Below are 22,983 nucleotides of genomic sequence, written 5' to 3'. Positions count from 1 at the left end.
TACCGAAAGCCCCATGTGCGTGGTGGGTGACGACCATTGGTCCTGGTGGGTGACGACCGTTGGTCGTCACGCCCCCGCCTGCCCTGCATACGCGCACGTACAGACGGCAGGCGGCAATCGCCTTTATCATGGCCTGCTTCGATTCAAACCAGGCGGATGACCGCGTGACTGATTCCACTCTTGCTTTCGTTTTCCCCGGCCAGGGCTCCCAGTCCGTGGGCATGCTGGCCGAACTGGCCGAGCTGCACCCGCAGGTGCGTGAAGCCTTCACGGAAGCATCCGATGGCGCCGGTGTCGACCTGTGGGCGCTGTCCCAGGGCGGCCCGGAGGAAATGCTCAACCGCACCGAATACACCCAGCCGGCCCTGCTGGCTGCCAGCATCGGCGTGTGGCGTACCTGGAAGGCACTGGGCGGCGCGCAGCCGTCGCTTCTGTCCGGCCACAGCCTGGGCGAGTACTCCGCGCTGGTCGCCGCCGGCGCCCTGAGCCTGCACGACGGTGCGCACCTGGTGCGCCTGCGTGGCCAGTTCATGCAGAACGCCGCACCGGCGGGCGTGGGCGCGATGGCCGCCGTGCTCGGCGCTGAAGACGCGCTGGTACTGGACGTGTGCAAGGAAGCGGCCGGCAGCCAGGTACTGGTGCCCGCCAACTACAACTCGCCCGGCCAGATCGTCATCGGTGGCGATGCCGCTGCGGTGGATCGCGCGCTGGCACTGCTCGCTGAAAAGGGCGTGCGCAAGGCGGTGAAACTGGCCGTCAGCGTGCCCTCGCATACCCCGTTGATGCGCGAAGCCGCCAACCGCCTGGCCGAAACCATGGCCGGCCTGTCCTGGCGGGCGCCGCAGCTGCCGGTGGTGCAGAACGTGGATGCCACCGTGCACGAAGGCGTGGACGCCATCGCCGCCGCGCTGGTGCAGCAGCTGTACCAGCCGGTGCAGTGGACCGGCTGCGTGCAGGCGCTGGCCGCGCGTGGCATCACCCGTATCGCCGAATGCGGCCCGGGCAAGGTGCTGACCGGCCTGGTCAAGCGCATCGACAAGACCATCGACGGCCGTTCGCTGGCCACCCCGGGCGACGTCGAAGCCGCCCGCGAGGCATGGTCGGCCTGACTCCCTTCCCGTTGCCCGCCTGCGTCGTGCCCCCCGGCATGGCGCCGCGCGCGGGCGACCGCACCATTCGAGGACAGCATCATGAGCAAGCCCCTGCAGGGTGAAATCGCACTGGTCACCGGCGCAAGCCGCGGTATCGGTGCCGCCATCGCCGACCTGCTGGCCGCCCAGGGCGCCACGGTCATCGGCACGGCCACCACCGATTCCGGTGCCGCCGCCATCGGCGAGCGCCTGGCCGGGCAGGGTGGCCACGGCCGCGCGCTGAACGTCACCGACGGTGCCGCACTGGATGCCGTGCTGGCCGACATCGCCAAGGAATTCGGCCCGATCAGCATCCTGGTCAACAATGCCGGCATCACCCGCGACAACCTGCTGATGCGCATGAAGGACGAGGACTGGGCGTCGATCATCGACACCAACCTGACCAGCGTGTTCCGCACCAGCAAGGCGGTCATGCGCGGCATGATGAAGGCACGCAAGGGCCGCATCATCAACATCGCCTCGGTGGTGGGCGTGACCGGCAACGCCGGCCAGGCCAACTACGCCGCTGCCAAGGCCGGCATCATCGGTTTCTCCAAGTCGCTGGCCAAGGAAATCGGCTCGCGCGGGGTCACCGTGAACGTGGTGGCGCCCGGCTTCATCGACACCGACATGACCAAGGCGTTGCCTGATGAAGCGCGCGCGGCGCTGGTCAACAACATCGCCCTGGAACGCCTGGGTTCGCCGGAGGACATCGCCCATGCGGTGGCCTTCCTGGCCAGCCCGGCAGCCAACTACATCACCGGAGAGACACTCCATGTGAACGGCGGGATGTACATGCCGTAAGCACGGGGCGCACGGAGCGCGCCGCAAGTGGTTGATCTGGATGGCGTTTTACTTGCATGCAAGGCGCCGCCGGTTTCCACTACACTATCCCACGGCCATCGTCTGCGATGGCGTCTTTTTGAACCACTACTCCATCTGGAGCAATACCCCATGAGCACCATCGAAGAACGCGTCAAGAAAATCGTCGTCGAACAGCTTGGCGTCAAGGAAGAAGAAGTCACCACCAGCGCATCGTTCGTCGATGACCTGGGCGCAGACTCGCTGGACACCGTCGAGCTGGTGATGGCGCTGGAAGAAGAGTTCGAGTGCGAAATCCCGGACGAAGAAGCCGAGAAGATCACCACCGTCCAGGCGGCGATCGACTACATCAAGTCGCACACCAAGGCCTGATGCAAGGCGGCTGGTGCGCGGCGGCGGCTCGGCCGTAACCGCGCACGGCATCCCATGGGGCCGCGAATGCGGCCCTGTGTATTTGCGCTGCTGCATACGGGCGCGGATCCAATTACGTTCCACCCCGTGTCATACCCGCACTACTTCCGGGTCAGGAGAAAGCAATGAAGCGTCGCGTCGTCGTTACCGGCATGGGCATGGTTTCGCCTCTGGGCAATGACCTGGCCAGCAGTTGGCAGGGCATCACCGAAGGCCGTTCGGGCATCGGTCCGCTGACCCACGTTGCCGACGCCTACCTGGACCGTTTCACCACCAAGATTGCAGGTGAGGTCAAGGATTTCGACATCACCGCCGACAACGAACAGTTCGGCAAGTACCGCGTGTCCGGCAAGGACGCCAAGAAGATGGACCCCTTCATCCACTACGGCCTGGGCGCGTCCTTCATGGCGCTGGCCGATTCGGGTCTTGAGATCAACGAAGGCAATGCCGAGCGCATTGGCGCCATCGTCGGCGCCGGCATCGGTGGCCTGCTGGGCATCGAAGAGCAGACCATCGACTTCCACGAAGGGAAGAAGATCTCGCCGTTCTACGTGCCCAAGACCATCATCAACATGCTGCCGGGCCAGCTGAGCATCATCGCCGGTCTGAAGGGTCCGTCGTTCTCGGCGGTGTCCGCGTGCGCCACGTCGAACCACTCCATCGGTACGGCGATGCGCATGATCCAGTACGGCGATGCCGACGTGATGGTCGCCGGTGGCGCCGAACGTGGCTCCTCGCCGACCGCGCTGGGCGGCTTCTGTGCGATGAAGGCGATGTCCACCCGCAACGATGACCCGACCGCAGCCTCGCGCCCGTGGGACAAGGACCGCGACGGCTTCGTGCTGGGCGACGGTGCCGGCATCCTGATCCTGGAAGAGTACGAGCACGCCAAGGCGCGCGGCGCGAAGATCTACTGCGAGCTGGCCGGTTTCGGTGCCAGTTCCGATGCGTACCACATGACCGCACCGGCAGAGAGCGGCGAAGGTGCTGCGCGCTGCATGGCGGCGGCGATGAAGGACGCCGGGGTCAACCCGGACCAGATCGGTTACCTCAACGCGCATGGCACGTCCACGCCGCTGGGCGACCTGGGTGAGACCATGGCGATGAAGACCGCCTTCGGCGACCACGCCTACAAGATGCTGGTCAGCTCCACCAAGTCGATGACCGGCCACCTGCTGGGTGCGGCGGGCGGCGTGGAAGCGATCTTCTCCGTGCTGGCGCTGCAGGATGGCGTGATTCCGCCGACCATCAACCTGCACCAGCCGGGCGAAGGCTGCGACCTGGACTACGTGCCCAACGAAGCACGCCAGGCCAAGGTGGACGTGGTGATGTCCAACGGCTTCGGCTTCGGCGGCACCAACGGCACGCTGGTGTTCAAGCGCGTCTGAGGCGGCTCCCGCCCGCTACGGCGTAGTGTCGAGCTTGCTCGACACCCCGGGCCGGCCCCCGTCGCATGGTCCCGGTAGCGCTGAAGGCGGCGGCAGGACATGCCCGGCGGCTGTTGCGGTCGCGTTTGCCGCTGCGCTCGCCGAGCATGGCTCGGCGCTACCGTCCCGGCGCTCGCCACCCTACACCCCCTCTTCCAGGCGCTGCGCCGACATGCCCGATCCTATCCTGATCCAGCCCCTGGACACCCCGGCCGACCTGCTGGGCCTGCAGCAGGCCGACCCGGCGCGCTTCCCGCTGCTGATGGAATCGACTGCTTCCGGCACCGCACAGGGCCGCTGGGACCTGCTGCTGGTAGCGGGCGAGGCGTTCCTGCGGCTGGATGCCGATGGCATCGTCCGCGACCATACCGGCCAGGCCCACGCAGGCGCCTTCCTGGACCTGCTGGACGCCGCTTGGCAAGCCGAGCGCCTGCCACCCGCGCACGCCCCCACGCTGCCCTTCAGGGGCGGCTGGGCACTGCTGCTGGACTACGAAGTAGCCAGCCAGATCGAGACCGTGCTGCCGCCGATGGCGCGCGCTGATGGCCAGCCCACCGCGCTGGCGTTGCGCTGCCCCGCCGCCGTGCTGCATGACCACCTGGAACAGCGCAGCTACCTGGTGGCTGAAGCCGGCCAGCAGGCGCTGCTGAGCACTCTGCAGGCGCAGCTGGCCACCGGCGCACCGGCCGCAGGGCAGGGCTGGCAGCCACCGATCCGCATGGAAGAAGACGCACCCGCATGCTTCACCGACGGCGTGCGGCGGGTGATCGATTACCTGCTGGCCGGCGATGTGTTCCAGGTGAACCTGTCGCGCCGCTGGTGCGCGCACTTTGCCGATGCGGTGAGCCCGCAGGCCCTGTATGCCCAGCTGCGTCGCGCCAACCCGGCACCGTTCGCCGGCCTGTTCACCGGCCACGGCCGCCACGTGGTGAGCTCATCACCGGAACGGCTGGTGTCGGTGCATGGCGGCCACGCGCAGACCCGTCCGATTGCCGGCACAAGGCCGCGCTTTGATGGCGACGACGATGCCGCGCGCATCCAGGAGCTGGTCGGCCACCCGAAGGAACGCGCCGAACACGTGATGCTGATCGACCTGGAGCGCAACGACCTGGGCCGCATCTGCACGCCCGGCAGCGTGGTGGTGGACGAACTGATGACCGTGGAAAGCTATGCCCACGTGCACCACATCGTGAGCAATGTCAGCGGCACCCTGCGCGATGACGTCACCCCGGGGCAGGTGATTGCCGCGACGTTCCCCGGCGGCACCATCACCGGCTGCCCGAAAGTGCGCTGCATGCAGATCATCAGCGAACTGGAACAGGTTCCGCGCGGCGCCTACACCGGCGCCTTCGGCTGGCTGAACCGCGACGGCGACCTGGACCTGAACATCCTGATCCGCACTGCCGAAGTAGCGGGCAACGAAGTCAGCTTCCGCACCGGCGCCGGCATCGTCGTCGATTCAGACCCGGACAAGGAACTGGACGAAACCCGCGCCAAAGCCCGCGGCCTGATGCGCGCCCTCGGCCAGCAAGGCTGACCCCGCGCCGCGGTAGTGACGGCCGCTGGCCGTCTGCGCCTGCTGTTGCCCCGGTGGGTGGCGACCGCCGGCCGTCAGCCTTTGCCTTCGCCCTGGTGGGTGACGACCGTTGGTCGTCACGCTGTCGCCGTCGCTGTCGCTGTCGCCGTCGCCCCACCCCCGCGCCCGCCGAGCACGGCTCGGCGCTACACGTTCGCGGTATCCTGCACACCTGAATAATTCTTCGAGGTAATCCATGGCGGCAGCCAAGCGCGGATGTCTGATGGTGGTGAGCATCCTGGTGCTGCTCGGTGCAATCGCCGTAGGCGCCGGCGCATGGTTTTTCTACCAACAGGGCCAGTTCGCTGACCGCCCGCTGAGTCCCGACCAGGAGAGCATCGTCATCGCCAGCGGTGATGGCTTCAACACCGTGCTCGGCAAGCTGCGCGAAGCCGGCGTGGACGAAGGCCAGGACGCGCAATGGCAGCTGCTCGCCCGCCAGATGGATGCCGCCGGCAAGCTGAAGGTCGGCGAGTACGCGCTGGATGCCACGCTGACCCCGCGCGAGCTGCTGACGCGCATGCGCCAGGGCCGCGTGCTGCAGCACCGCGTCACCTTCATCGAAGGCTGGAACATCCGCCAGGTGCGCGCCGCACTCAAGCGCGCCGAACCGCTGGTGCACACCACCGACGAACTGGATGACGCCGCGCTGATGCAGCGCCTCGGCTTCGGCGGCCAGCATCCCGAAGGCCGCTTCCTGCCGGAGACCTACGTCTACCAGCGTGGCGACACCGACGTGGACGTGCTCAAGCGCGCCCATGAGGCGATGGAAAAGGCCCTCGCCGAAGCCTGGGATTCGCGCGCCGACGGCCTGCCGATCAACTCGCCGTACGAACTGCTGACGCTCGCTTCCATCATCGAAAAAGAGACCGCGCTGGCCAGCGAGCGCCCGCAGATTGCCGGCGTGTTCGTGCGCCGCCTGAAGATGGGCATGCGCCTGCAGACCGATCCGACCGTGATCTATGGCATCGGCCCGGCCTACGACGGCAACATCCGCCGGGTGCACCTGACCACCGATACGCCGTACAACACCTATACCCGCGCCGGGCTCACCCCCACGCCCATCGCCATGCCCAGCCGCGATGCGTTGAACGCCGCCGCGCAGCCCGCAGCTGGCGATGCGCTGTACTTCGTCGCCGTCGGCGATGGCAGTGGCGCGCACGTTTTTTCGGCCAGCTATGCAGAGCACAACGTCGCCGTGGCGCGTTACCTGCAGCAGCTGCGCCAGAACCGCATCAAGGAGAACCAAGCGCAATGAGTGCCGCGCTGCTGCGCCACCCGCGCCTGATCAGCCTGGAAGGCGGCGAAGGCGCGGGCAAGACCACCGCCATCAATGCCATCCATGCCTGCCTGCGCGCGCATGGCCACGAGGTCGTGCTGACCCGCGAACCGGGGGGCACGCCGCTGGCCGAACGCATCCGCGCGCTGGTGCTGAAGCCTGATGAAGCGATCGCCGCCGAACCGCTGAGTGCCGAAGCCGAACTGCTGCTGGTGTTCGCCGCACGCGCCCAGCACGTGCGCCAGGTGATCCAGCCGGCACTGCGCCGTGGCGCCTTCGTGCTGACCGATCGCTTCACCGATTCCAGTTACGCCTACCAGGGCGGTGGGCGCGGGCTGGACGCCGCGTGGATTGCCGATCTGGAGCGCCGCGTGGTTGGCCTGCTGCCGGGCTTGACCCTGCTGCTGGACGTGGACGTGGAAACCGGCCGCGCGCGCGCCAACGGCCGCGATCTGTGGCCAGACCGCATCGAGAGCGAACAGGACGATTTCTTCCAGCGCGTGCGCGCAGTATTCCGCGAACGTGCGCAGCAGGATCCGCAGCGCTTCGCGCTCGTCGATGCCAGTCAGGTGCAACAGCGCGTAGCAGCCGATGTGGTGGCCTGCGTGGAGCAGTTCCTGCAGAACGGGGAGGGCGCATGAGCGCGACCGGAAAGGCGGCATTTTCACCGTGGCAGCAGCGCGCCTATGACCAGATGATTGCCGCGCTGGATGCGGGCCGGCTGGGCCATGGGCTGCTGATCTGCGGACCGGCCGGGCTGGGCCAGCGTGCCGTGGCCGATGCCCTGGCCGAACACGTGCTCACTCAGGGCGGTGGCCCGCAGGCCGACCGCGCGCGCCAGCTGATTGCGGCTGGCACGCATCCGGACCTGCAGATCATCAGCTTCATCCCGAACAAGAGCGGCGACAAGCTGCGCACCGAGATCGTCATCGAGCAGGTGCGCGAGATCGGCCAGAAGCTCTCGCTGACCCCGCAGTACGGCATCGCCCAGGTGGTGATCGTGGACCCGGCCGATGCGATCAACCGCGCGGCCTGCAATGCGCTGCTGAAGACGCTGGAAGAGCCGCAGCCCGGCCGCTACCTGTGGCTGGTGAGCAGCGACCCGGCGCGCCTGCCGCAGACCGTGCGCAGCCGCTGCCAGCGGCTGGAATTCAGGCTGCCGCCACGCGAAGAAGCGCTGGCGTGGCTGCAACATCAGGGCCACCGCGAGGACGATGCAATGGAGGCGCTGGACGCCGCGCGCGGCCATCCCGGGCTGGCCGATTCCTGGCTGCGCGAAGAAGGCCTGGAGCTGCGCCGCGAGGTCACCAAGGACCTGGAATCGCTGGCTGCGGGGCGCACCGGCGCAGTGGCGCTGGCACAGAAATGGACCGGCGATGAAGACGCCGCGCTGCGGCTGCGCTTTGCCGCCGACCTGGCACTGGCGATGGCCAGCAGCGATGGCTTGACCGCGCCGGAACGTTTGAACAAGCTGGCAGCCTGGTTCGACGCTGCCAACCGGACCCGCGACCTGCTGCGCACCACCGTGCGCGCGGATCTGGCCGTGGTAGAACTGTTGCTGGCCTGGAACAAGGTCAACGAACGGCAGCACCCAAGGGGTAATCGATGAGCGCCACCAACGCCCGACAGGGCATCCTGTCCCTTGCCGTAAAGGACAAGGCCGCGCTTTATGGCGCCTACATGCCGTTCGTGAAGAATGGCGGGGTGTTCGTGCCCACGCCGAAGCGCTATTTCCTCGGCGACGAGGTGTTCCTGCTGCTGACCCTGCCCGATTCCAGCGAGCGCCTGCCGGTTGCCGGCAAGGTGATCTGGGTGACCCCGGCCGGCGCGCAGGGCAACCGGCCCTCGGGCATCGGCGTGCAGCTGGCGGATGGGCAGGAAGGCGAGGCGGTACGGCACAAGATCGAGACGCTGCTGGCCGGCCTGACCACGTCGGAAAAGCCGACCCAGACGATGTGAAGAAGTGATCTGAAAAGTATTGACGCTCTCGGGAAAGCCCCTATAATGAGCGGCTCAGCAGCATCGGGCGGTTAGCTCAGCGGTAGAGCATTGCCTTCACACGGCAAGGGTCACAAGTTCGAACCTTGTACCGCCCACCATGATCAGGTTGAAAAAGCCTCCGGAAACGGGGGCTTTTTTGCGTTATTCGCCATCCCCGGACTCTGGTTGATGATTGACATCGATTTCGTCGACGTCATTGGCGATGCTGCGCGCCCGCAAGAGGGTACCAAGGCCGCACCCCGCATCGACCTGCACATCACACATCCAGCTTCAGCCAAGCTACCAGTGCCGTGAACGCGGGCGACGGCTGCCGGCGGTTAGGGTAGTAAAGGTGGTAGCCGGGGAAGGGGACGCACCACTTGTCCAGCACAGCCACCAACCTGCCCTGTGCAATGTGCTCGGCTACCATCGGTTCCGGCGCATAGGCCAAGCCCAGTCCATCCAGTGCGGCATTGATTACGTGGGTCATGCTGTTGAAGACCAACGGTCCGTCGCCACGTACGGTGAATTCCTTGCCCTTTTCTTCGAACTCCCAGGCATAGATGGCGCCGTTTGGGCGATGCCGGATGTGCACGCAGCGGTGTCGGGTGATGTCGGCCGGCTTCCTGGGCTTGGGATGCTTCTCGAAGTAATCGGGCGATCCCACCACGACCAAGCGCCAATCGGGGCCAACCCTGACCGCGATCATGTCCTTGCTGAGCGCCTCGCCCAGCCGGATGCCGGCGTCGAAGCGCTGCTCCACCACGTTGGTAAAGCCGTAATCCACGTAGAACTCAAGCGTTATATCCGGGTACTCGGCCAGGAATCCGGCAAGCCGTGGGCGGATGATGGTCTCCATGGAATCGTCCGTGCAGGAGATCCGCAGGGTTCCAGCCGGACGGTCGCGCAGGTCTCCCAGTGCCTCCACGCTGGCACCGATGGCCTCGAAGTGCGGTGCGATGGAGCGCATCAGGCGCTCGCCCGCCTCGGTAGGGGAGACGTTGCGGGTGGTCCGCGCCAGCAGGCGGATGCCCAGGCGCTCTTCCAGCAACCGCATCGAATGGCTGAGCGCAGAGGGCGTCACCCCAAGGCGAACCGCCGCTTTGGTGAAGCTCTGCTCCTGTGCCACCACCAAAAAGGCTTGGAGGTCATTGGTCTTCACGGCGCTCATGGGGCAATTGTGAGCTCAACTCATCAATGCATCAACTTTCAGCCGGCTTATCGCAGTAGCGGCCGGGGCCTATCTTGGCGACCTGAGTCCCCACCGAGGCCGCACGCGCATGAAACCCACCACGTTGCTGCTGGCGCTGCTTGCCAGCCACCTCCTCCCGCTTTCCACGTTGGCCGCTGTCGCGCCGCTGCCAACCCGTCCCGCCGGGGCGGATAACTTCTACCGTAGCCCCACGGTCACCGGTGAGCGCGTCAGTTTCCGCAACCAGTACCAGATGGAAGTGGTAGGCACGATGTACCGCCCTCAGGGCCTGCCTGGCGGCAGCCGCGCCCCCGCCGTGGTGGTCGGCCACCCGATGGGCGCGGTGAAGGAACAGAGCTCGCAACTCTACGCGCAGAAGCTGGCCGAGCAGGGCTTCGTTACGCTGGCGATCGATCTTTCCTTCTGGGGAGAAAGCGGCGGTGCTCCGCGGCACCTGGTTGCTCCGGAAATCTATTCGGACGACATCAGTGCGGCCGTGGACTTCCTGAGCACGCAGTCCTTCGTGGACCCGGATCGGATCGGCGGCCTGGGTATCTGCGGTAGCGGCAGCTTTGTGATCAGCGCGGCCAAGATCGACCCGCGCATCAAGGCCATTGCCACGGTGAGCATGTACGACATGGGAGCGGCTGCACGGCAGGGGCTGAACAACGGGCAATCGCTGGAACAGCGCAAGGCGGTGATCCAGTCCGCAACCGATCAGCGCCTGGCCGAGTTCAAGGGCGGGGCAGCTGTGTACGTGCCAGGCACAGTGAACAAGCTCGATGCTGACACCCCTGCCATCCAACGCGAGTTCTTCGACTTTTACCGCACCCCGCGCGGCGCCTACACGCCCAAGGGCGATACGGCGGAGCTGACGACCCAGCCGCTCTTCAGCAGCCTGGTCAAATTCATGAACTTCTATCCCTTCAATGACATCCAGACCATCTCGCCCCGGCCGATGCTGTTCGTCTCCGGCGACGCCGCGCATTCCCGCGAGTTCAGCGAAGACGCCTACCAAAGGGCGGGCCAGCCGAAGGAGCTCTACTGGGTGAAAGGTGCGGGGCACGTGGACCTGTATGACCGTACCAACCTGATTCCCTTGGAAAAACTGACGAGGTTCTTCCAGCGCGGTCTTGCCTCGAAATGAGCCGCAACGACGCCACTGCAGGTCGCGCCAATTGGGGCGGCGTGCTCGCGATGACGCTGTGCGTCTTCGCGTTGATCGCCTCTGAATTCATGCCGGTGAGCCTGCTTACTCCCCTGGCGGAAGATCTGGGCGTGACCGAAGGTCTTGCCGGGTACGGCATTGCCATTTCAGGCGCCTTTGCGGTGCTGACCAGCCTGTCAATCTCCCGGTTGGCAGGCAACATGGACCGACGAACGTTGCTGCTGATCCTCACCGCGTTGATGGCGGTGTCGGGTGTGGTGGTGGCCTTGGCTCCCAACTATCCGGTCTACATGACAGGGCGCGCGCTGATTGGCGTGGTGATCGGTGGGTTCTGGTCACTGTCTGCCGCAACGGCCATGCGGCTGGTGCCTGCTGCAAAAGTCCCGCGAGCCTTGGCGATATTCAACAGCGGCAACGCGCTTGCAACGGTCGTTGCGGCGCCATTAGGCAGCTACTTGGGCGGCATGATCGGCTGGCGCGGTGCGTTCCTGTGCCTTTTGCCGGTGGCTGCCATAGCCCTCGCATGGCAGTGGCTTTGTCTGCCCTCCATGCCTGCGGAGAGCGCGCAGTCGCAAGGCGGGCTGGTCGCGCTGTTCCGGCGGCGTTTGGTGGCAATTGGCATGCTTGCCTGCGGTGCCTTCTTCATGGGGCAATTTGCGTTGTTCACCTACGTGCGGCCGTTCCTGGAAAGGGTGACCAGTGCGGGAACGTCCGCTGTACCCCTGGTGCTGCTGGCCATCGGCGTAAGCGGCTTCGTGGGCACGCTCGTCATTGGCGCGTTCATCAGGCGTGGGCTTTACCGAACGCTTGTGATCATTCCAGCCTTGATGGCGCTCATTGCCGTGGCCTTGGTTGCATTGGGGCCCCACCTTTGGCCGACCGCCGCGCTGCTCTCGGCATGGGGCCTGCTGGCAACGGCCGCGCCAGTGGGCTGGTGGAGCTGGCTGGCCCGCACTTTCACTGACAACGCCGAGGCCGGCGGCGGGCTGATGGTGGCGGTGGTGCAGTGCTCCATCGCACTCGGCTCGACCGTCGGCGGACTGCTGTTAGACAGCGTCGGCTTTGCCAGTACGTTCCTGGCCAGTGCAGGCCTGCTGCTGATTGCCGCACTGCTCGCCTATGTCACGGCGGCCGGCGCTGCGGCCCCGTCGGGGCCGGCGGTCGCCGCGGAGGGTCGGGGCTGATGGGGCGAATGTCGTCGACCGCAGAGCCGCTGCTGTGCCTTTCTCTTGCATTCGGAGCGGTGTCGGCATGCTCTGCCGAGCACAATCATCAACCCATCGTGCCCATGAAAGTACGGTCCAATCCGGAGGTCCATTCCATGAAGATTCGACTGATCATCAATGATCAGACGCTGTCGGCCACCCTGGAAGACAGTATCCCCGGACGCGAATTCGCGGCCCAGTTGCCCCTGACGCTGCAGCTTGAGGACTACGCCGCGACTGAGAAGATCGCGCAGCTTCCCCGCCGTCTCAGCGTGGCGGGCGAGCCGGAGGGAATCACGCCGGTGGCAGGCGATATCGCCTTCTATGCGCCGTGGGGAAACCTGGCCATTTTCCACAAGCCCTTTGGATACTCGAAGGGTCTGATCCGGCTGGGTCGCATAGAAGGAGGACTGCAGACCCTTCGCACGGAAGGCCCCGTTGAGGCGCGCATCGAGTCCGACTAGCGGTTGGCCGCATCCCTTATAAACCACAACGAGGTGAGCCACATGGAAATCAAACGCGTTGGTACGCAGGCATCCATCAAGGGATCGGCGGACTGGTTTACCGGCACCGTCCGCATCGACCCGCTCAATGCTGCCCCTGCGCCATCGAGGGTATCCTGCGCCGCGGTCACCTTCGAGCCGGGCGCGCGCACTGCGTGGCACACCCATCCGTTGGGGCAGACGCTTATCGTTACTGCCGGCTTCGGTTGGACACAGTGCGAAGGCGGGCCGATCGTGGAGATCCGCGCGGGTGACGTGATCCGGTGCCGGCCGGGTCACAAACACTGGCACGGTGCATCGCCCACCACCGCCATGACGCATATCGCAGTCCAGGAGGCGTTGGATGGCAGGAACGTTGACTGGCTGGAGCATGTGACCGAAGCGCAGTACCTGGCCGGACCTGCCGCAGCTGACGCACCGGCCCGCTCTGAGGGAGGCGCCTGACATGTTGGTTCGATCCGCGTTTCGCGGGCTCATGGCCCTCTCTGTCTGGGCGCTGCTCGGCGTTCCCCATGAGGCTCAAGCTGCGGCGCCCGAGCAGATCACCGCTGCCGGGAATCAGGCTTCGATGAAGGGTCCTGCGGAGTACTTCACCGGCAGCGTTCGCATCGACCCGCTCTGGCCCGCGGACGCTGGTATCTCCGCCTCCGGCGGGCTGGTGACGTTTGAGCCGGGTGCACGATCAGCGTGGCACACCCACCCCGCGGGCCAGCGTCTGGTGGTCACCTCTGGCGTTGGGCGCGTGCAGGAGTGGGGTAAGCCCCTTCAGGTCGTTCGTCCCGGGGATGTGGTGTGGTGCCCGCCAAGGGTGAAGCACTGGCATGGAGCTGCCCCCGGTACCGCTATGACGCACCTTGCCGTGACCGGCGTGCGCGAGGGTCAGAACGTGAACTGGTTGGAGAAGGTGACCGATGCCCAGTACCAAGGCGATTGATTGGAAACGGCGGTCCAGTCGTCTCGCCTGCCTGATGGGTGCGGCGATGCTTGTCTCCGGTCCGGGACAGATGGCTTTCGCATATGAAGGAGCAGCTATGAACGTCAGATCAAACGTGGGTTCTACCACCGAACTGGACACCCGCCAGCAAGCCATTATTCCGATCAGCGCCTCAGCAGCAACTGGCAACATGGATATCCTTCGGGGCGCGCTGAATCAGGGCTTGGACGCGGGACTGAGTGTGGCCGAAGCACGAGAGATCCTCGTGCAGGTTTACGCCTATGCGGGCTTTCCGCGGAGCCTGAACGCATTGAGCGAACTGATGAAGGTGGCGGAGGCGCGCAGGCAGAGGGGCATCCAGGATGAAGCCGGGCGCGAGCCCGGCAAGCCGATTCCCAAGGGCGACGCGTTGCTCGCCGCAGGCACCGCGAATCAGACCCAGCTGGCTGGAGGTCCGGTCTCAGGGCCATTGTTCGATTTCGCACCGCAGGCAAATGAGTATCTGCGCACGCATCTCTTTGGCGACATCTTCGAGCGCGACAACCTTGATTGGCAGAGCCGCGAGTTGGCTACGGTCAGCATGCTGGCTGCCATGTCCGGGGTGGAACCCCAGTTGCAGTCTCACATAGGAATCAGCATGAACATAGGCGTGCGCCCTGAGCAGCTGTCCAGCCTGGCCGATGTTCTCGAAGCCCGATTCAGCGTGGAGGCTGCCGAACGTGTCCGCGTTAGTATTCAGCGCCAGCTCGAGGATCGGCAGGAATGATGCTCCGGAAAACTCTGCGCCGAGTGGCACGTGCACGTTGGAGAATTGATTGAAAAAGATACTCATCGGAACCTTGATCGGCATGGCTGCATGCTCCTTCAGTGTTGGAGCTGAGGAGTTGCAGATGACGAGGCTGTCAAAGATCACCGTAAACGCGGACCATTTGCCCGCCTACCGAGACGCCCTGGCTGAAGAGGTTCGCGCCTCAATGGAGCTCGAGCCAGGCGTGCTTTCGTTGTACGCCGTCTTCGACAAGAAGGACCCGACCAGACTGACGATTCTTGAAATATATGCGAGCCGGCAGGCATACGAACAGCACGTGAAGAGTCCCCATTTCCTCAAGTACAAGAACGGGACGCTGCACATGGTCAAGTCTCTGGAGCTGGTTGATGTTGATCCTCTTCTGCCGGAGCTGAAGATCAAGTAGCAGTGAACCTTGCTGCGCGGACGTGACCGAAGCAATCATGTGCACGGCGATCTCAAAGCTTACCGACTGCTTTGTAGCGGGAAGCGCCCTGTTGAACAAGGTGTTGCAGTTCTTCCAGCACAGCCGGATCCGAAGAAGTGAAATTGAAGCACGACTTCCCCTGCATTTGCTTTTTCAAGGCTGGACTGAGGTCGCAAAGCAGTTCGGGAAAGTCATACACCGGCATGAAGTGAAACGAATGCTTGCGGCCCGATACCTTAATCGCCCCGAAGAACTGAACCTTGCCCTTCGCATCAAGCTTTCTACAGTTTGCGTAGAAACGCCCATTCTCATCGTGCACAACCGAAAGCTCGCTTCGATAGGCAAGGAACAAGTCGCGCAAAGCAGCGAAAAGCTCAGGCGACTTGCCATCCACAGCCAGCTCCATATGGGTGGCAGGTACTTGTGGCGTCTTCATGCGCCCAGCCCGGTCGGAAACCCCGATTCTGCACCTATCCGAGGAACCCGGCCCCCTATTCAGCTTCCGTCCAAACTATGAACGCATTCAGCTGTTAAGGTTTCTCCTTGCTTAGTTCGCGCAGAAGCGCAAGGAGGTTTCATGTCCTTGGAAGCTGTGGTGTACACAAGCCGGGTCAGCAAGCGCATCGACCCGCAGGACCTTCAGGCGCTCGTTGCCGATGCCGAAGCGTTCAACCGTGCTGCCGATGTCAGTGGCGTGCTGCTGTTTGACGGCGGCCGGTTCCTTCAGTATCTGGAAGGCCCCGGCGAGGGCGTGGCACAGGCTTACGGGCGCGTGCGCCAAGCTGGCCTGCACACCGGCATTGCCGAGATCGCCAAGGGCGTGACCGGCAAGCGCCTGTTCCGCCATTGGCCGCTGAAGAAGTTCGAAGTGGACAGCATCGTGCTGGGCTCCATCGCCCGCGCGGACTGGTCCGGTTTCGTGCAGGGCAACCGCCGGCCCGGCGCGGTGGACCATCTGCTGGACGTAGTGAACGGACGTTTCAGCCACGCCTGAAACTGCGAAGCGCCGTCCGTGCGGCGCCCGCCATCGGCATCGCGCAGACGGATGCTACAGGAGGCAGGGAGTCCTGGAGCTACACATGGGTCACGGGCGAGGACGCCGCAGCCTTCTGGCAACTCACTGCCTACGACTACAAGAAGGGTGAGTCAGACCCCGGGACGATCAGGGCAAGCACATCCCCTGGGTGAGCTTGACCCGAGGCGTGTTGCCGGCAGGTCGGCCGGGCAGGGGCGTGACGACCAACGGTCGTCACCCACCAAGGACAGTCGTCACCCACCGAGGGCGGTCATCACCCACCCGATGCACCTCACTGCCAATGGAATCAATCAGCGGTAACGCGATCTTCCACCCGCAGCTGCAGGTTCATTGCGCGCATTACACCGAGCACGGTTTCCAGGTACAGCGGGCGGGTGCCGTTCAACTGGCGGCGCAGGGTTACCACGCTCACGCCGCACGCCTGCGCGATGCGTGACATGCCGTGCAGTTCTGCAACCAGCAGCAGGGCGCGCCCGATGCTCGGTTCGTCACATCCCTCCATCCGCATCCGGACGTCCAGGTACTCCGCGCGCTCAGCGTCGCGGGCGGCGGCGCTGTTGATCGGCGGGATCTTGAATTCGATATCACTCATGTTGCACTCCGCATGGATTCGATGGATGAGTTCACCAAGGCGCGGCCGGCGGTGATCAGGCCCTCCACCAAGTGATCGCTCAGCACGGCATGCGTGCCGCCGTCCTGCCTGCCCACCTGCACCGAATGCAGGATTTCAAGGATCGCGCTGATGCCCTGCAGCGTGGCGCGCGGCACGGCTACCTTGCTGTGGCGGTCGGCGTAGCTGTCCAGGTCGAACACACGTGCGTCTTTGGGTAAGTCGGGCACCAGCTGCAGATGCACCACGCCCGCCGGATTTTCGCGGGAGTGTTCGAACTCCTCCAGCTTCCTTTCCAGCCGCTCCATGAAGTAAGGCGGAAACTCGTGGATCTCGTCGCCGATCAAGGCGTGCAAGCGTTTGGCACTAAGCGGATTCTGCGATTCCATCGGTCATCCTTCCCAAGGCGTGTGGCCACCTGCGCGGACGCGCGAGGTGGCGGGCGATGCGGGTTGGCATACCGGGGCAAACACAAAAATGGCCGGCGGATCAGGGATCCCCACACATCGCCCACCATGAAACCGGCGCGCGATGCAGTGCATTCTCCGCCGTGCCCAGAGGGCAAAACAGAGCCAAAATTGTATTTGCCGAACAGGATGCCAATCCCGACTGACGCTTCTACGTCGCCAGCATCTACATACCAACAGCCGCAGGCATCCACGTACATGGGCCGATCTTCAAAAGCACAGCGCTCAGTGGACGTCCACGTCATCGCAGGCAGGCAGGGGCGTCACGCCGAACGCATGCTCAGGCGTGCACGTGTCGTCGATCCCGTAGGCAGCCGATCAAGCCATTACAGCATGGCGGGTTGGGTATTGAGCAGCCTGCATGCGTCGTTGCATTCGGTCGTGTTGAATACAGCAAGCAGGGGTGCAACGAGCGATTTATCTGCATTCGCCACTTGATTGACCTGCTGCTGCACGTTTTTCTGATGTTGCGCGCGTGCATGCAGCGATAGCGAGCGAACGGCCATGTCGGCCGCCGGCAATGCCTCGCGCAGGATGGCTTGGCGCTGCAGCAGCGGTGTGTCGGGCGAGGCTACGGTGACGCTCACACGTGCATAGTAGCCAACCAGCAGCTCGGCATGCATGCGCAGGGGCAGCAGATAGTCATCGGTCCGCTGTGCGTCTGGCTGTCTTGCCATGGCGGTTCCGCGCAGCGATACGTGCTTGGCGTTGCACTGCAATGCGAACACTTTCGCGTCATTCCACGCGGGCGCCATCTGCTGCAGCAGGGTCCGGTTGGCGCCGTCACCTGTCATGTCCGAGGAGACCAGCACGGCGTGTTCGGCGAAGCCACAGATCTGCAGTGCTTGCGTGGGCGTCATGGCGTCCATGCCAACCAGCACATCTGGATTGTTGGCGCTGCGTACTTGGGACGCGATTTCGCTTACTGCAGGTTTCTTGGTAGAAGCGGCCATCGCCTTGAGCGTCTGCATGGCCTGGTATTGCCGTACGGCGGCAGGGGTCTGCGCCGGCTGGGCGAGCGCCACGAGTGGTGCCAGAAGCAGGCCGGCGAGCAGGGCAGGGCGGAATGAGCGGCAGCTGGGCATAACGGCGTCCTTGCGTATGAAGTTCAGGCGTACCCGAATGGTATCCGAGGGCCGGTTACTAACCGATCAAGCGCTGCCGCTTCCGGACCCGTCCGGGCCGAAGCGCTGCACAACCGATCTGCACGCCACAACGGCTTGCGGCAGGGCCCATTCGATGGCTTCCTGAAGTTCCGGCTCCAGTTCGGCCAGCGCTGCTGGGGCCCATTGGTCACGCTCGGCCCCGGTGGGCAGGGTTTCGGTCTCCGACGAAATCATGGCGAAGAGGAAGAAGTCCTCATCGTGCTGTTCCACCTCGACTTCCCAGCGTAGGCTCCTTAGCGCATGGCAGCCTGCAATTACGTTGATCGTTCCGTCCAGGATGCCCGAACACAGCGCCACGGCTTGGCGACGGAAGTCGATGACATACTCTTCGTGGCTCATGTGGCGGATCACGGGATGTCCTTTTCAGAGTGGACAGTGGGCCATCAATGGGCTCCGCTAGGCGAGGCCGCGGAGTATGTCCAGCCGGTTGGGTGGGGCATCGGGAGCCAAGAACCGAGGGATGGTGTCGGCGGTGCGTCGTGGCCGCGACAGGAAGGGGACGTGCCACTCCGCAACACGACGTTCGAGTACATGCACGTAGCGACCGGGTTCCGGCTCGTCGATGTATTCCTCCTGGACGATCAACGCCAGTGGCTCCTCAGCGCCCTTCGATGACGCGGAAAACTCCAGCGCCTCCTCATGCGTCTCGAAGGCGTGGTAATAGTCACTGCCGTCTGCCAGATCAGGTGCGCCGCGTTCGGGATGGCTCCACACACGGTATTCAAGCACCGCATCCCATACGTAGCCGCCGCCGGCTTCTGCCTCTGCCGGATACGTGCCAACCAGGCCAGGCGCAACCACAGGATGCGAAGGAACAGTCATTGCGTCATGGCTCTCGTGGCCGATGTGGTGGCTGGTGCCAAACCTTACACCGGCTCCCCAACACGCGCATACCGCGTCGGCGACATTCCCATCTGCCGCGCGAAAGCCACGCTGAAGGTCACCGCGCCCGAATAGCCCACGCGTTCGGCCACCTGTTCCAGACTGAGTTCGCGGGTGCGCAGCAGGCGCTTGGCCAGTGCCATGCGCCAAGTCAGCAGGTACTCCATCGGGGCCACGCCGACCACCTTGGTGAACCGCGCCGAGAACGCCGAGCGCGATAGCGCGGCCTGGTCGGCAAGTTCGGCCACGGTCCATCCGTGTTGTGGCCGCGCATGCATCGCACGCAGTGCCACGGCCAGGCGCTCATCGGCCAACCCTCTCACAAGCCCGGTGCCTTCGGCAGGCGTCCCCCGGCTGCGCAATGCCTCGATCAGCAGCACGTCCAGCAGGCGCTCCAGCACCACTTCGCGCGCCGGCCGCCGCGAGCGCGCTTCGTCCCCGACCATCCGCACCAACGCGGTCAGCCGTGCTTCCCCACGCACGTGCACCAGGGCGGGCAGCAGCGCCACCAGCAGCGCGGCATCCGGCGACCCGAACTGGCAGTGGCCGACCTGCATGCGCAGGTCCACCGGTCCGTGCTGGCGGCCGATGCGGAAATGGTCCTCGCCGAGCTGCGTGGGCAGCGTAGCGGGCAGGTCCGGCGCCGCATCCAGGCTGGCGGTCACCAGCGCGTGCACGGCCGGTATCAGCACGAAGTCGCCGGCCTGCAGCCTGATGGGCGCGCCTTCGTTGATCATCAGCTGGCAGCCACCTTCCAGCACGGCGGCGTAGAACGGTTCACCCGGAATGTCGCGTCGAATGCACCATTCACCCGCCCCCTCCACCCGCTTGGAGTAGCGCGCAGTCGGCTGCAACAGGGCGACAACCTCGGACAGGGGATCGGACATGGCAGGACGATCAGAGAGGTTATATGGACGCTGGAGTGTAGCGCGTCCTGCGGACGGGACCGACCATGGACACCTGTTCCCACGTAGAGGTTTGCTGATGTCGACTGTGATGATTACCGGCTGTTCCTCCGGCTTCGGGTTGGAAACCGCCCGTCTGTTCCTGGCACGCGGGTGGGATGTGGTGGCCACCATGCGCACCCCCGACGCCGAGCTGCTGCCTGCTTCCGATCGCCTCCGTGTGCTGGCACTGGATATCACCGATGCTGACAGCATCGCACGCGCCATTGAGCAGGCCGGGCCACTCGACGCGCTGGTGAACAACGCCGGCTTCGGTGCGCCTGTGCCGGTGGAGCTGACGCCGATGGACACCGCACGCGCGCTGTTTGAAACCAACACCCTGGGCACGCTGGCGATGACCCAGGCGGTGCTGCCGCAGCTGCGCGAGCGCGGTGCCGGGGTGATCGTCAACGTGACCTCCTCGGTGACCCTGAAGGCGCTGCCGTTGGTGGGCGTGTACTCGGCCAGCAAGGCCGCGGTGAATGCCTTCACCCAATCACTGGCGATCGAAGTGGAACCCTTCGGCGTGCGGGTGCGGCTGGTGCTGCCGGGGCGCTCGCCGACCACGCGCTTCGGTGCGAATGCGGGCGTGCATCTTGGCGGATTGGAACACCCGGACTACGGACCGATGGTGCAGGGCATCCTGGCAGGTTTCCGCGATACCAGTGGGCCGGTCACCGAGGCGCAGGACGTGGCCGAGGCAGTGTGGCGTGCGGTGACCGACCCGGGCACGCCGCTGCGGACGCCGGCCGGCAAGGACGCAGAGGAATGGATGCGCGAGGCAGGGTGAGGCGGCCGACGGTTTGAACTGGGTCAGATAACGCCCTGCGGATCTTCCATCAGTCTTGGAGCATCGTCGGCAAGCTCAGCGCAGCACGTCCCCGGCATCCACCAGCTGCACGTCGTGCATCAACTGCAGATAGGCCTCGTAATACGGTTTGTGCGACGCGCCGACGATGGCCAGCATGCGCGTGCCGGGCGTCTGCCCGAGCACGTCGCGGATGTTGGCGACCATGCGCAGGTTGCGGGTTTCCCAGTAGCCCACGTAGTTGCGTCCGAATGCCTGCGGCGAAGGCTCCACCAGGGCGGCGCCGAAGTCGGCATGGAACGCCTGCATCGCCGCTTCCGGGGCGTTGTACGTGCGGTAGATCGCCAGCAGGCCATCGGGCTTGCCCAGGTTGGCGTGCAGCGCCACGTCCGCCTCGGTGCGCGCCTTGGTATACGGGTTGTCCCACGCCTTCATGATCGCCTCGCCAGAGGCCTTTTTCAGTTCCTTGGGCGTGGCCGAATCGGCAGTATGGTCATCCACCGCCCATACCCGTTCCAGGCCGAGCCGTGCGGCGAGCGTAGCCGCCACCAGCAGGGACTCGTCACGACGTTGCAGGCGCTTGTCCAGATAGGCCACCAACTCATCGTTCAACCCGTCGGCCGCCCTGCGTTGCGCCGTCGGCAGCCGCAGCCATTGCACCAGGGCCGAATTGCGCTCACCGGCCGCAAGGAACACGGCGGCCAAGTGGCGTCGCTGCGCTGCAGTCGGCTCGGTGGGCCAGGTAGCCAGCAGGCGTTCTGCTTCCGCGTTGGCCGCCGGCACATCCAGTCCGGTGGCGGCCTGCGCCGGGGCAAGGTCCGGGCAGTAGCTGTCGATGCTGTCCACGTAACGGGTAGGGAACCGACGCATGTAATCGCATTGCATGCCGGATATCGCTTCAACCGCGATCGCGTCCGGTTTCCAGGCTTGAAGGCGCTCCAGCAACGGCTCCAATTGGGCCGGCGCGAAGGTGTCGGGCAGGGCGGAAAGGTGCGGCGAACCCAGCACCAGCACCTCGTTGGGGCGGCCGGCGGGCGGGCCCTTCAGCTGGTCCGGGTGGAAGCTGGGCTGATAGCCGGGGGTGGCGGCCAGCGCGGCGGCGCTGCACAGCCCAAGAATGAACATACTGCCGATGCGCCTGATCATGCTGCCGTCCCCGCAAGGACGGGTGCCTTGCCTGCAGCCGATGGTGGCGCACGTGCGGGGCAGGGGAAAGCCCCGTTGGTCATTGCAACCTTTACGCCGGCTGCTGCATCAGCGGGGAATCAGTCCCCTTCTCGCTGCAGCACGCTGTCGATCCAGTCCGCATAGCGCGAAATGCGTACGTTGTGGACCACCTGGCCATAGAATCCCGCCTCCAACGCGTGCTCCGGCACCGCGGTGATCCACGAGCCCAGCCCGATAAGCTGCCAGCCCTCCTTGTCCTGGATCATCAGCGGCCCGCCACTGTCTCCACTGCCCAGCACGCCTTCATGTGGCAGCGCGTGCGGCGGGGCATCGAAGCGATACCAGAGATAACGCGCATTGGCTCCGGTGATAGCATTTTCCGCCCGTCGCAGCGTGTTCCTGTGCGCATCGTGCAGGTTCTGGCCGCGGTCGCCGTTGCCGGTGGCGCCCTTGCCGATGAAGGTGGCGATGCGGGCGACCTCCTCGTTGCCGCGGTATATCTGCATGGGCCGTACGTGTGCTGCGGGCGAGGCGAGCTTGACCAGAGCGATATCGTCCGAGGCTGCGAGGAAGGCATGGATCCGGGACGGGCTTCCCGTCGCCAGCGCTTCCTGACCGAGTAAATCCGGCATGCGCCTGTAGTCAGGATGCACGAACACGCGCTCCACCGCGTAGGCCTGGCCGTCGATCGTCACCTGTGCGTGCATTCCCTCCATCGGCGCTGCGTGCGCTGCGGTAACCACCCAGCGCGGGGCGATGAGCGCACCGTGGCCTTCGCCGGGCATGTCGGCCAATGCGGGAAATGCCGAACCATCGATACGGTACTCGGCATCGTCCACATCGCCGCGGATGACAACCGCAGCGGCGGTGAAGGGCAGGCTGATCACAGCCAGGAAAAGCCAGCGTTTCATGTGTATCTACGTCCCTGTCGGCATTGGGTCCAGAGGAAGCCGCTGTGCGGCGACGGCGCGCCTTGGCGGGCCATCAGGACACGTTAGCGGATCCCGCCCGGACCGGTAGCCGTCATGCGACAAAGCAGAGGTTACGGCGACGAAGCCGGGA

General features: G+C 65.1%; 28 protein-coding genes and 1 tRNA gene. 19 read left to right on the top strand and 10 right to left on the bottom strand.

The features are described 5' to 3' along the window. The first annotated feature begins 164 nt into the window (after nt 1-164). From fabD to H9654_RS09670, 10 genes are all read left to right on the top strand, one after another. On the top strand, nt 165-1,109 hold the full coding sequence (gene fabD / locus H9654_RS09715; RefSeq protein ID WP_191770677.1) for an ACP S-malonyltransferase: 945 nt from the start codon (nt 165-167) through the stop codon (nt 1,107-1,109). An 81-nt stretch (nt 1,110-1,190) separates the two neighbouring features. Next, nucleotides 1,191-1,934 (top strand): 3-oxoacyl-ACP reductase FabG, encoded by a 744-nt coding sequence (gene fabG, locus H9654_RS09710; protein WP_191770676.1) that lies wholly within the window; start codon nt 1,191-1,193, stop codon nt 1,932-1,934. Between the two features lie 150 nt (nt 1,935-2,084). Next, on the top strand, nt 2,085-2,324 hold the full coding sequence (acpP, locus tag H9654_RS09705) for an acyl carrier protein (protein WP_057506950.1): 240 nt from the start codon (nt 2,085-2,087) through the stop codon (nt 2,322-2,324). Between the two features lie 164 nt (nt 2,325-2,488). After that, nucleotides 2,489-3,751: a beta-ketoacyl-ACP synthase II gene (fabF, locus tag H9654_RS09700; protein ID WP_042613385.1), complete on the top strand. Its 1,263-nt coding sequence runs from the start codon at nt 2,489-2,491 to the stop codon at nt 3,749-3,751. A gap of 211 nt (nt 3,752-3,962) precedes the next feature. Continuing rightward, nucleotides 3,963-5,327 (top strand): aminodeoxychorismate synthase component I, encoded by a 1,365-nt coding sequence (locus H9654_RS09695; RefSeq protein ID WP_191770675.1) that lies wholly within the window; start codon nt 3,963-3,965, stop codon nt 5,325-5,327. Nucleotides 5,328-5,562: 235 nt separating this feature from the next. Then, complete coding sequence (gene mltG, locus H9654_RS09690; RefSeq protein WP_191770674.1) at nt 5,563-6,624, top strand: endolytic transglycosylase MltG; 1,062 nt, start codon at nt 5,563-5,565, stop codon at nt 6,622-6,624. Then, nucleotides 6,621-7,286, top strand: coding sequence for a dTMP kinase (gene tmk, locus H9654_RS09685; protein ID WP_191770673.1), 666 nt, complete (start codon nt 6,621-6,623; stop codon nt 7,284-7,286). Before mltG ends, tmk begins: the two co-directional genes overlap by 4 nt. After that, nucleotides 7,283-8,254 (top strand): DNA polymerase III subunit delta', encoded by a 972-nt coding sequence (locus H9654_RS09680; protein ID WP_191770672.1) that lies wholly within the window; start codon nt 7,283-7,285, stop codon nt 8,252-8,254. Before tmk ends, H9654_RS09680 begins: the two co-directional genes overlap by 4 nt. After that, on the top strand, nt 8,251-8,604 hold the full coding sequence (locus H9654_RS09675; protein ID WP_042613390.1) for a PilZ domain-containing protein: 354 nt from the start codon (nt 8,251-8,253) through the stop codon (nt 8,602-8,604). The genes H9654_RS09680 and H9654_RS09675 overlap by 4 nt, the downstream gene beginning before the upstream one ends. 65 nt (nt 8,605-8,669) lie before the next feature. Then, nucleotides 8,670-8,744, top strand: a tRNA-Val gene (locus H9654_RS09670). A 158-nt stretch (nt 8,745-8,902) separates the two neighbouring features. Here H9654_RS09670 and H9654_RS09665 read toward each other — a convergent pair. After that, nucleotides 8,903-9,796 (bottom strand): LysR family transcriptional regulator, encoded by an 894-nt coding sequence (locus H9654_RS09665; protein WP_191770671.1) that lies wholly within the window; start codon nt 9,794-9,796, stop codon nt 8,903-8,905. 109 nt (nt 9,797-9,905) lie between these two features. Between H9654_RS09665 and H9654_RS09660 the strand changes: the two genes are divergently transcribed. The 7 genes from H9654_RS09660 to H9654_RS09630 all read left to right on the top strand — a co-directional run bounded on the left by H9654_RS09660 (nt 9,906) and on the right by H9654_RS09630 (nt 14,820). Beyond that, nucleotides 9,906-10,964 (top strand): alpha/beta hydrolase, encoded by a 1,059-nt coding sequence (locus H9654_RS09660; protein WP_191770670.1) that lies wholly within the window; start codon nt 9,906-9,908, stop codon nt 10,962-10,964. After that, nucleotides 10,961-12,169 carry an MFS transporter gene (locus H9654_RS09655; protein ID WP_191770669.1) on the top strand — a complete coding sequence of 403 codons (1,209 nt, stop codon included), beginning with the start codon at nt 10,961-10,963 and terminating at the stop codon, nt 12,167-12,169. Before H9654_RS09660 ends, H9654_RS09655 begins: the two co-directional genes overlap by 4 nt. Before the next feature lie 137 nt (nt 12,170-12,306). After that, a complete protein-coding gene (locus H9654_RS09650; protein WP_191770668.1) occupies nt 12,307-12,654 on the top strand; it encodes a cyclophilin-like fold protein in 348 nt (115 codons plus the stop codon). A gap of 42 nt (nt 12,655-12,696) precedes the next feature. Next, on the top strand, nt 12,697-13,137 hold the full coding sequence (locus H9654_RS09645) for a (R)-mandelonitrile lyase (protein WP_191770667.1): 441 nt from the start codon (nt 12,697-12,699) through the stop codon (nt 13,135-13,137). Between the two features lies 1 nt (nt 13,138). Then, on the top strand, nt 13,139-13,627 hold the full coding sequence (locus tag H9654_RS09640; protein ID WP_191770666.1) for a (R)-mandelonitrile lyase: 489 nt from the start codon (nt 13,139-13,141) through the stop codon (nt 13,625-13,627). After that, a complete protein-coding gene (locus H9654_RS09635) occupies nt 13,605-14,393 on the top strand; it encodes a carboxymuconolactone decarboxylase family protein (RefSeq protein WP_318241128.1) in 789 nt (262 codons plus the stop codon). The genes H9654_RS09640 and H9654_RS09635 overlap by 23 nt, the downstream gene beginning before the upstream one ends. A gap of 49 nt (nt 14,394-14,442) precedes the next feature. Beyond that, entirely contained in the window at nt 14,443-14,820 is a 378-nt protein-coding gene (locus tag H9654_RS09630; RefSeq protein WP_191770665.1) for a putative quinol monooxygenase, read from the top strand. Nucleotides 14,821-14,872: 52 nt separating this feature from the next. Here H9654_RS09630 and H9654_RS09625 read toward each other — a convergent pair whose 3' ends face one another. Continuing rightward, nucleotides 14,873-15,277, bottom strand: a complete 405-nt coding sequence (locus tag H9654_RS09625; RefSeq protein WP_191770664.1) for a hypothetical protein — start codon at nt 15,275-15,277, stop codon at nt 14,873-14,875. 141 nt (nt 15,278-15,418) lie between these two features. On the opposite strand from H9654_RS09625, the gene H9654_RS09620 reads away from it, so the two are divergent. Continuing rightward, complete coding sequence (locus H9654_RS09620; RefSeq protein WP_191770663.1) at nt 15,419-15,835, top strand: BLUF domain-containing protein; 417 nt, start codon at nt 15,419-15,421, stop codon at nt 15,833-15,835. Nucleotides 15,836-16,163: 328 nt separating this feature from the next. Here H9654_RS09620 and H9654_RS09615 read toward each other — a convergent pair whose 3' ends face one another. The 6 genes from H9654_RS09615 to H9654_RS09590 form a co-directional block, all read right to left on the bottom strand. Continuing rightward, nucleotides 16,164-16,469 carry a helix-turn-helix domain-containing protein gene (locus H9654_RS09615; protein ID WP_101098773.1) on the bottom strand — a complete coding sequence of 102 codons (306 nt, stop codon included), beginning with the start codon at nt 16,467-16,469 and terminating at the stop codon, nt 16,164-16,166. After that, entirely contained in the window at nt 16,466-16,876 is a 411-nt protein-coding gene (locus H9654_RS09610; RefSeq protein WP_191770662.1) for a hypothetical protein, read from the bottom strand. Before H9654_RS09610 ends, H9654_RS09615 begins: the two co-directional genes overlap by 4 nt. Before the next feature lie 404 nt (nt 16,877-17,280). Continuing rightward, the gene (locus H9654_RS09605) at nt 17,281-18,039 is read right to left on the bottom strand and encodes a hypothetical protein (RefSeq protein WP_191770661.1); all 759 of its coding nucleotides are present in this window, start codon (nt 18,037-18,039) and stop codon (nt 17,281-17,283) included. A 66-nt stretch (nt 18,040-18,105) separates the two neighbouring features. Beyond that, on the bottom strand, nt 18,106-18,459 hold the full coding sequence (locus tag H9654_RS09600) for a DUF2489 domain-containing protein (RefSeq protein WP_191770660.1): 354 nt from the start codon (nt 18,457-18,459) through the stop codon (nt 18,106-18,108). 57 nt (nt 18,460-18,516) lie between these two features. Then, complete coding sequence (locus tag H9654_RS09595; RefSeq protein ID WP_191770659.1) at nt 18,517-18,942, bottom strand: GCN5 family acetyltransferase; 426 nt, start codon at nt 18,940-18,942, stop codon at nt 18,517-18,519. Between the two features lie 44 nt (nt 18,943-18,986). Continuing rightward, the gene (locus tag H9654_RS09590; protein WP_191770658.1) at nt 18,987-19,889 is read right to left on the bottom strand and encodes an AraC family transcriptional regulator; all 903 of its coding nucleotides are present in this window, start codon (nt 19,887-19,889) and stop codon (nt 18,987-18,989) included. Between the two features lie 97 nt (nt 19,890-19,986). On the opposite strand from H9654_RS09590, the gene H9654_RS09585 reads away from it, so the two are divergent. After that, nucleotides 19,987-20,736: an SDR family oxidoreductase gene (locus H9654_RS09585; protein WP_191770657.1), complete on the top strand. Its 750-nt coding sequence runs from the start codon at nt 19,987-19,989 to the stop codon at nt 20,734-20,736. A 75-nt stretch (nt 20,737-20,811) separates the two neighbouring features. Here the strand turns inward: H9654_RS09585 and H9654_RS09580 are convergent, their stop codons facing one another. Next, on the bottom strand, nt 20,812-21,900 hold the full coding sequence (locus H9654_RS09580) for a DUF5694 domain-containing protein (protein ID WP_191770656.1): 1,089 nt from the start codon (nt 21,898-21,900) through the stop codon (nt 20,812-20,814). A 119-nt stretch (nt 21,901-22,019) separates the two neighbouring features. After that, nucleotides 22,020-22,832, bottom strand: a complete 813-nt coding sequence (locus H9654_RS09575; protein WP_191770655.1) for a S1 family peptidase — start codon at nt 22,830-22,832, stop codon at nt 22,020-22,022. Nucleotides 22,833-22,983: the final 151 nt, after the last annotated feature.

The sequence above is a fragment of the Stenotrophomonas lacuserhaii genome, from assembly GCF_014836545.1.
Lineage (GTDB): Bacteria > Pseudomonadota > Gammaproteobacteria > Xanthomonadales > Xanthomonadaceae > Stenotrophomonas > Stenotrophomonas lacuserhaii.
The sequence above is the reverse complement of the archived record's forward strand: the minus strand, read 5'-3'. Positions and strand labels throughout refer to the sequence as shown.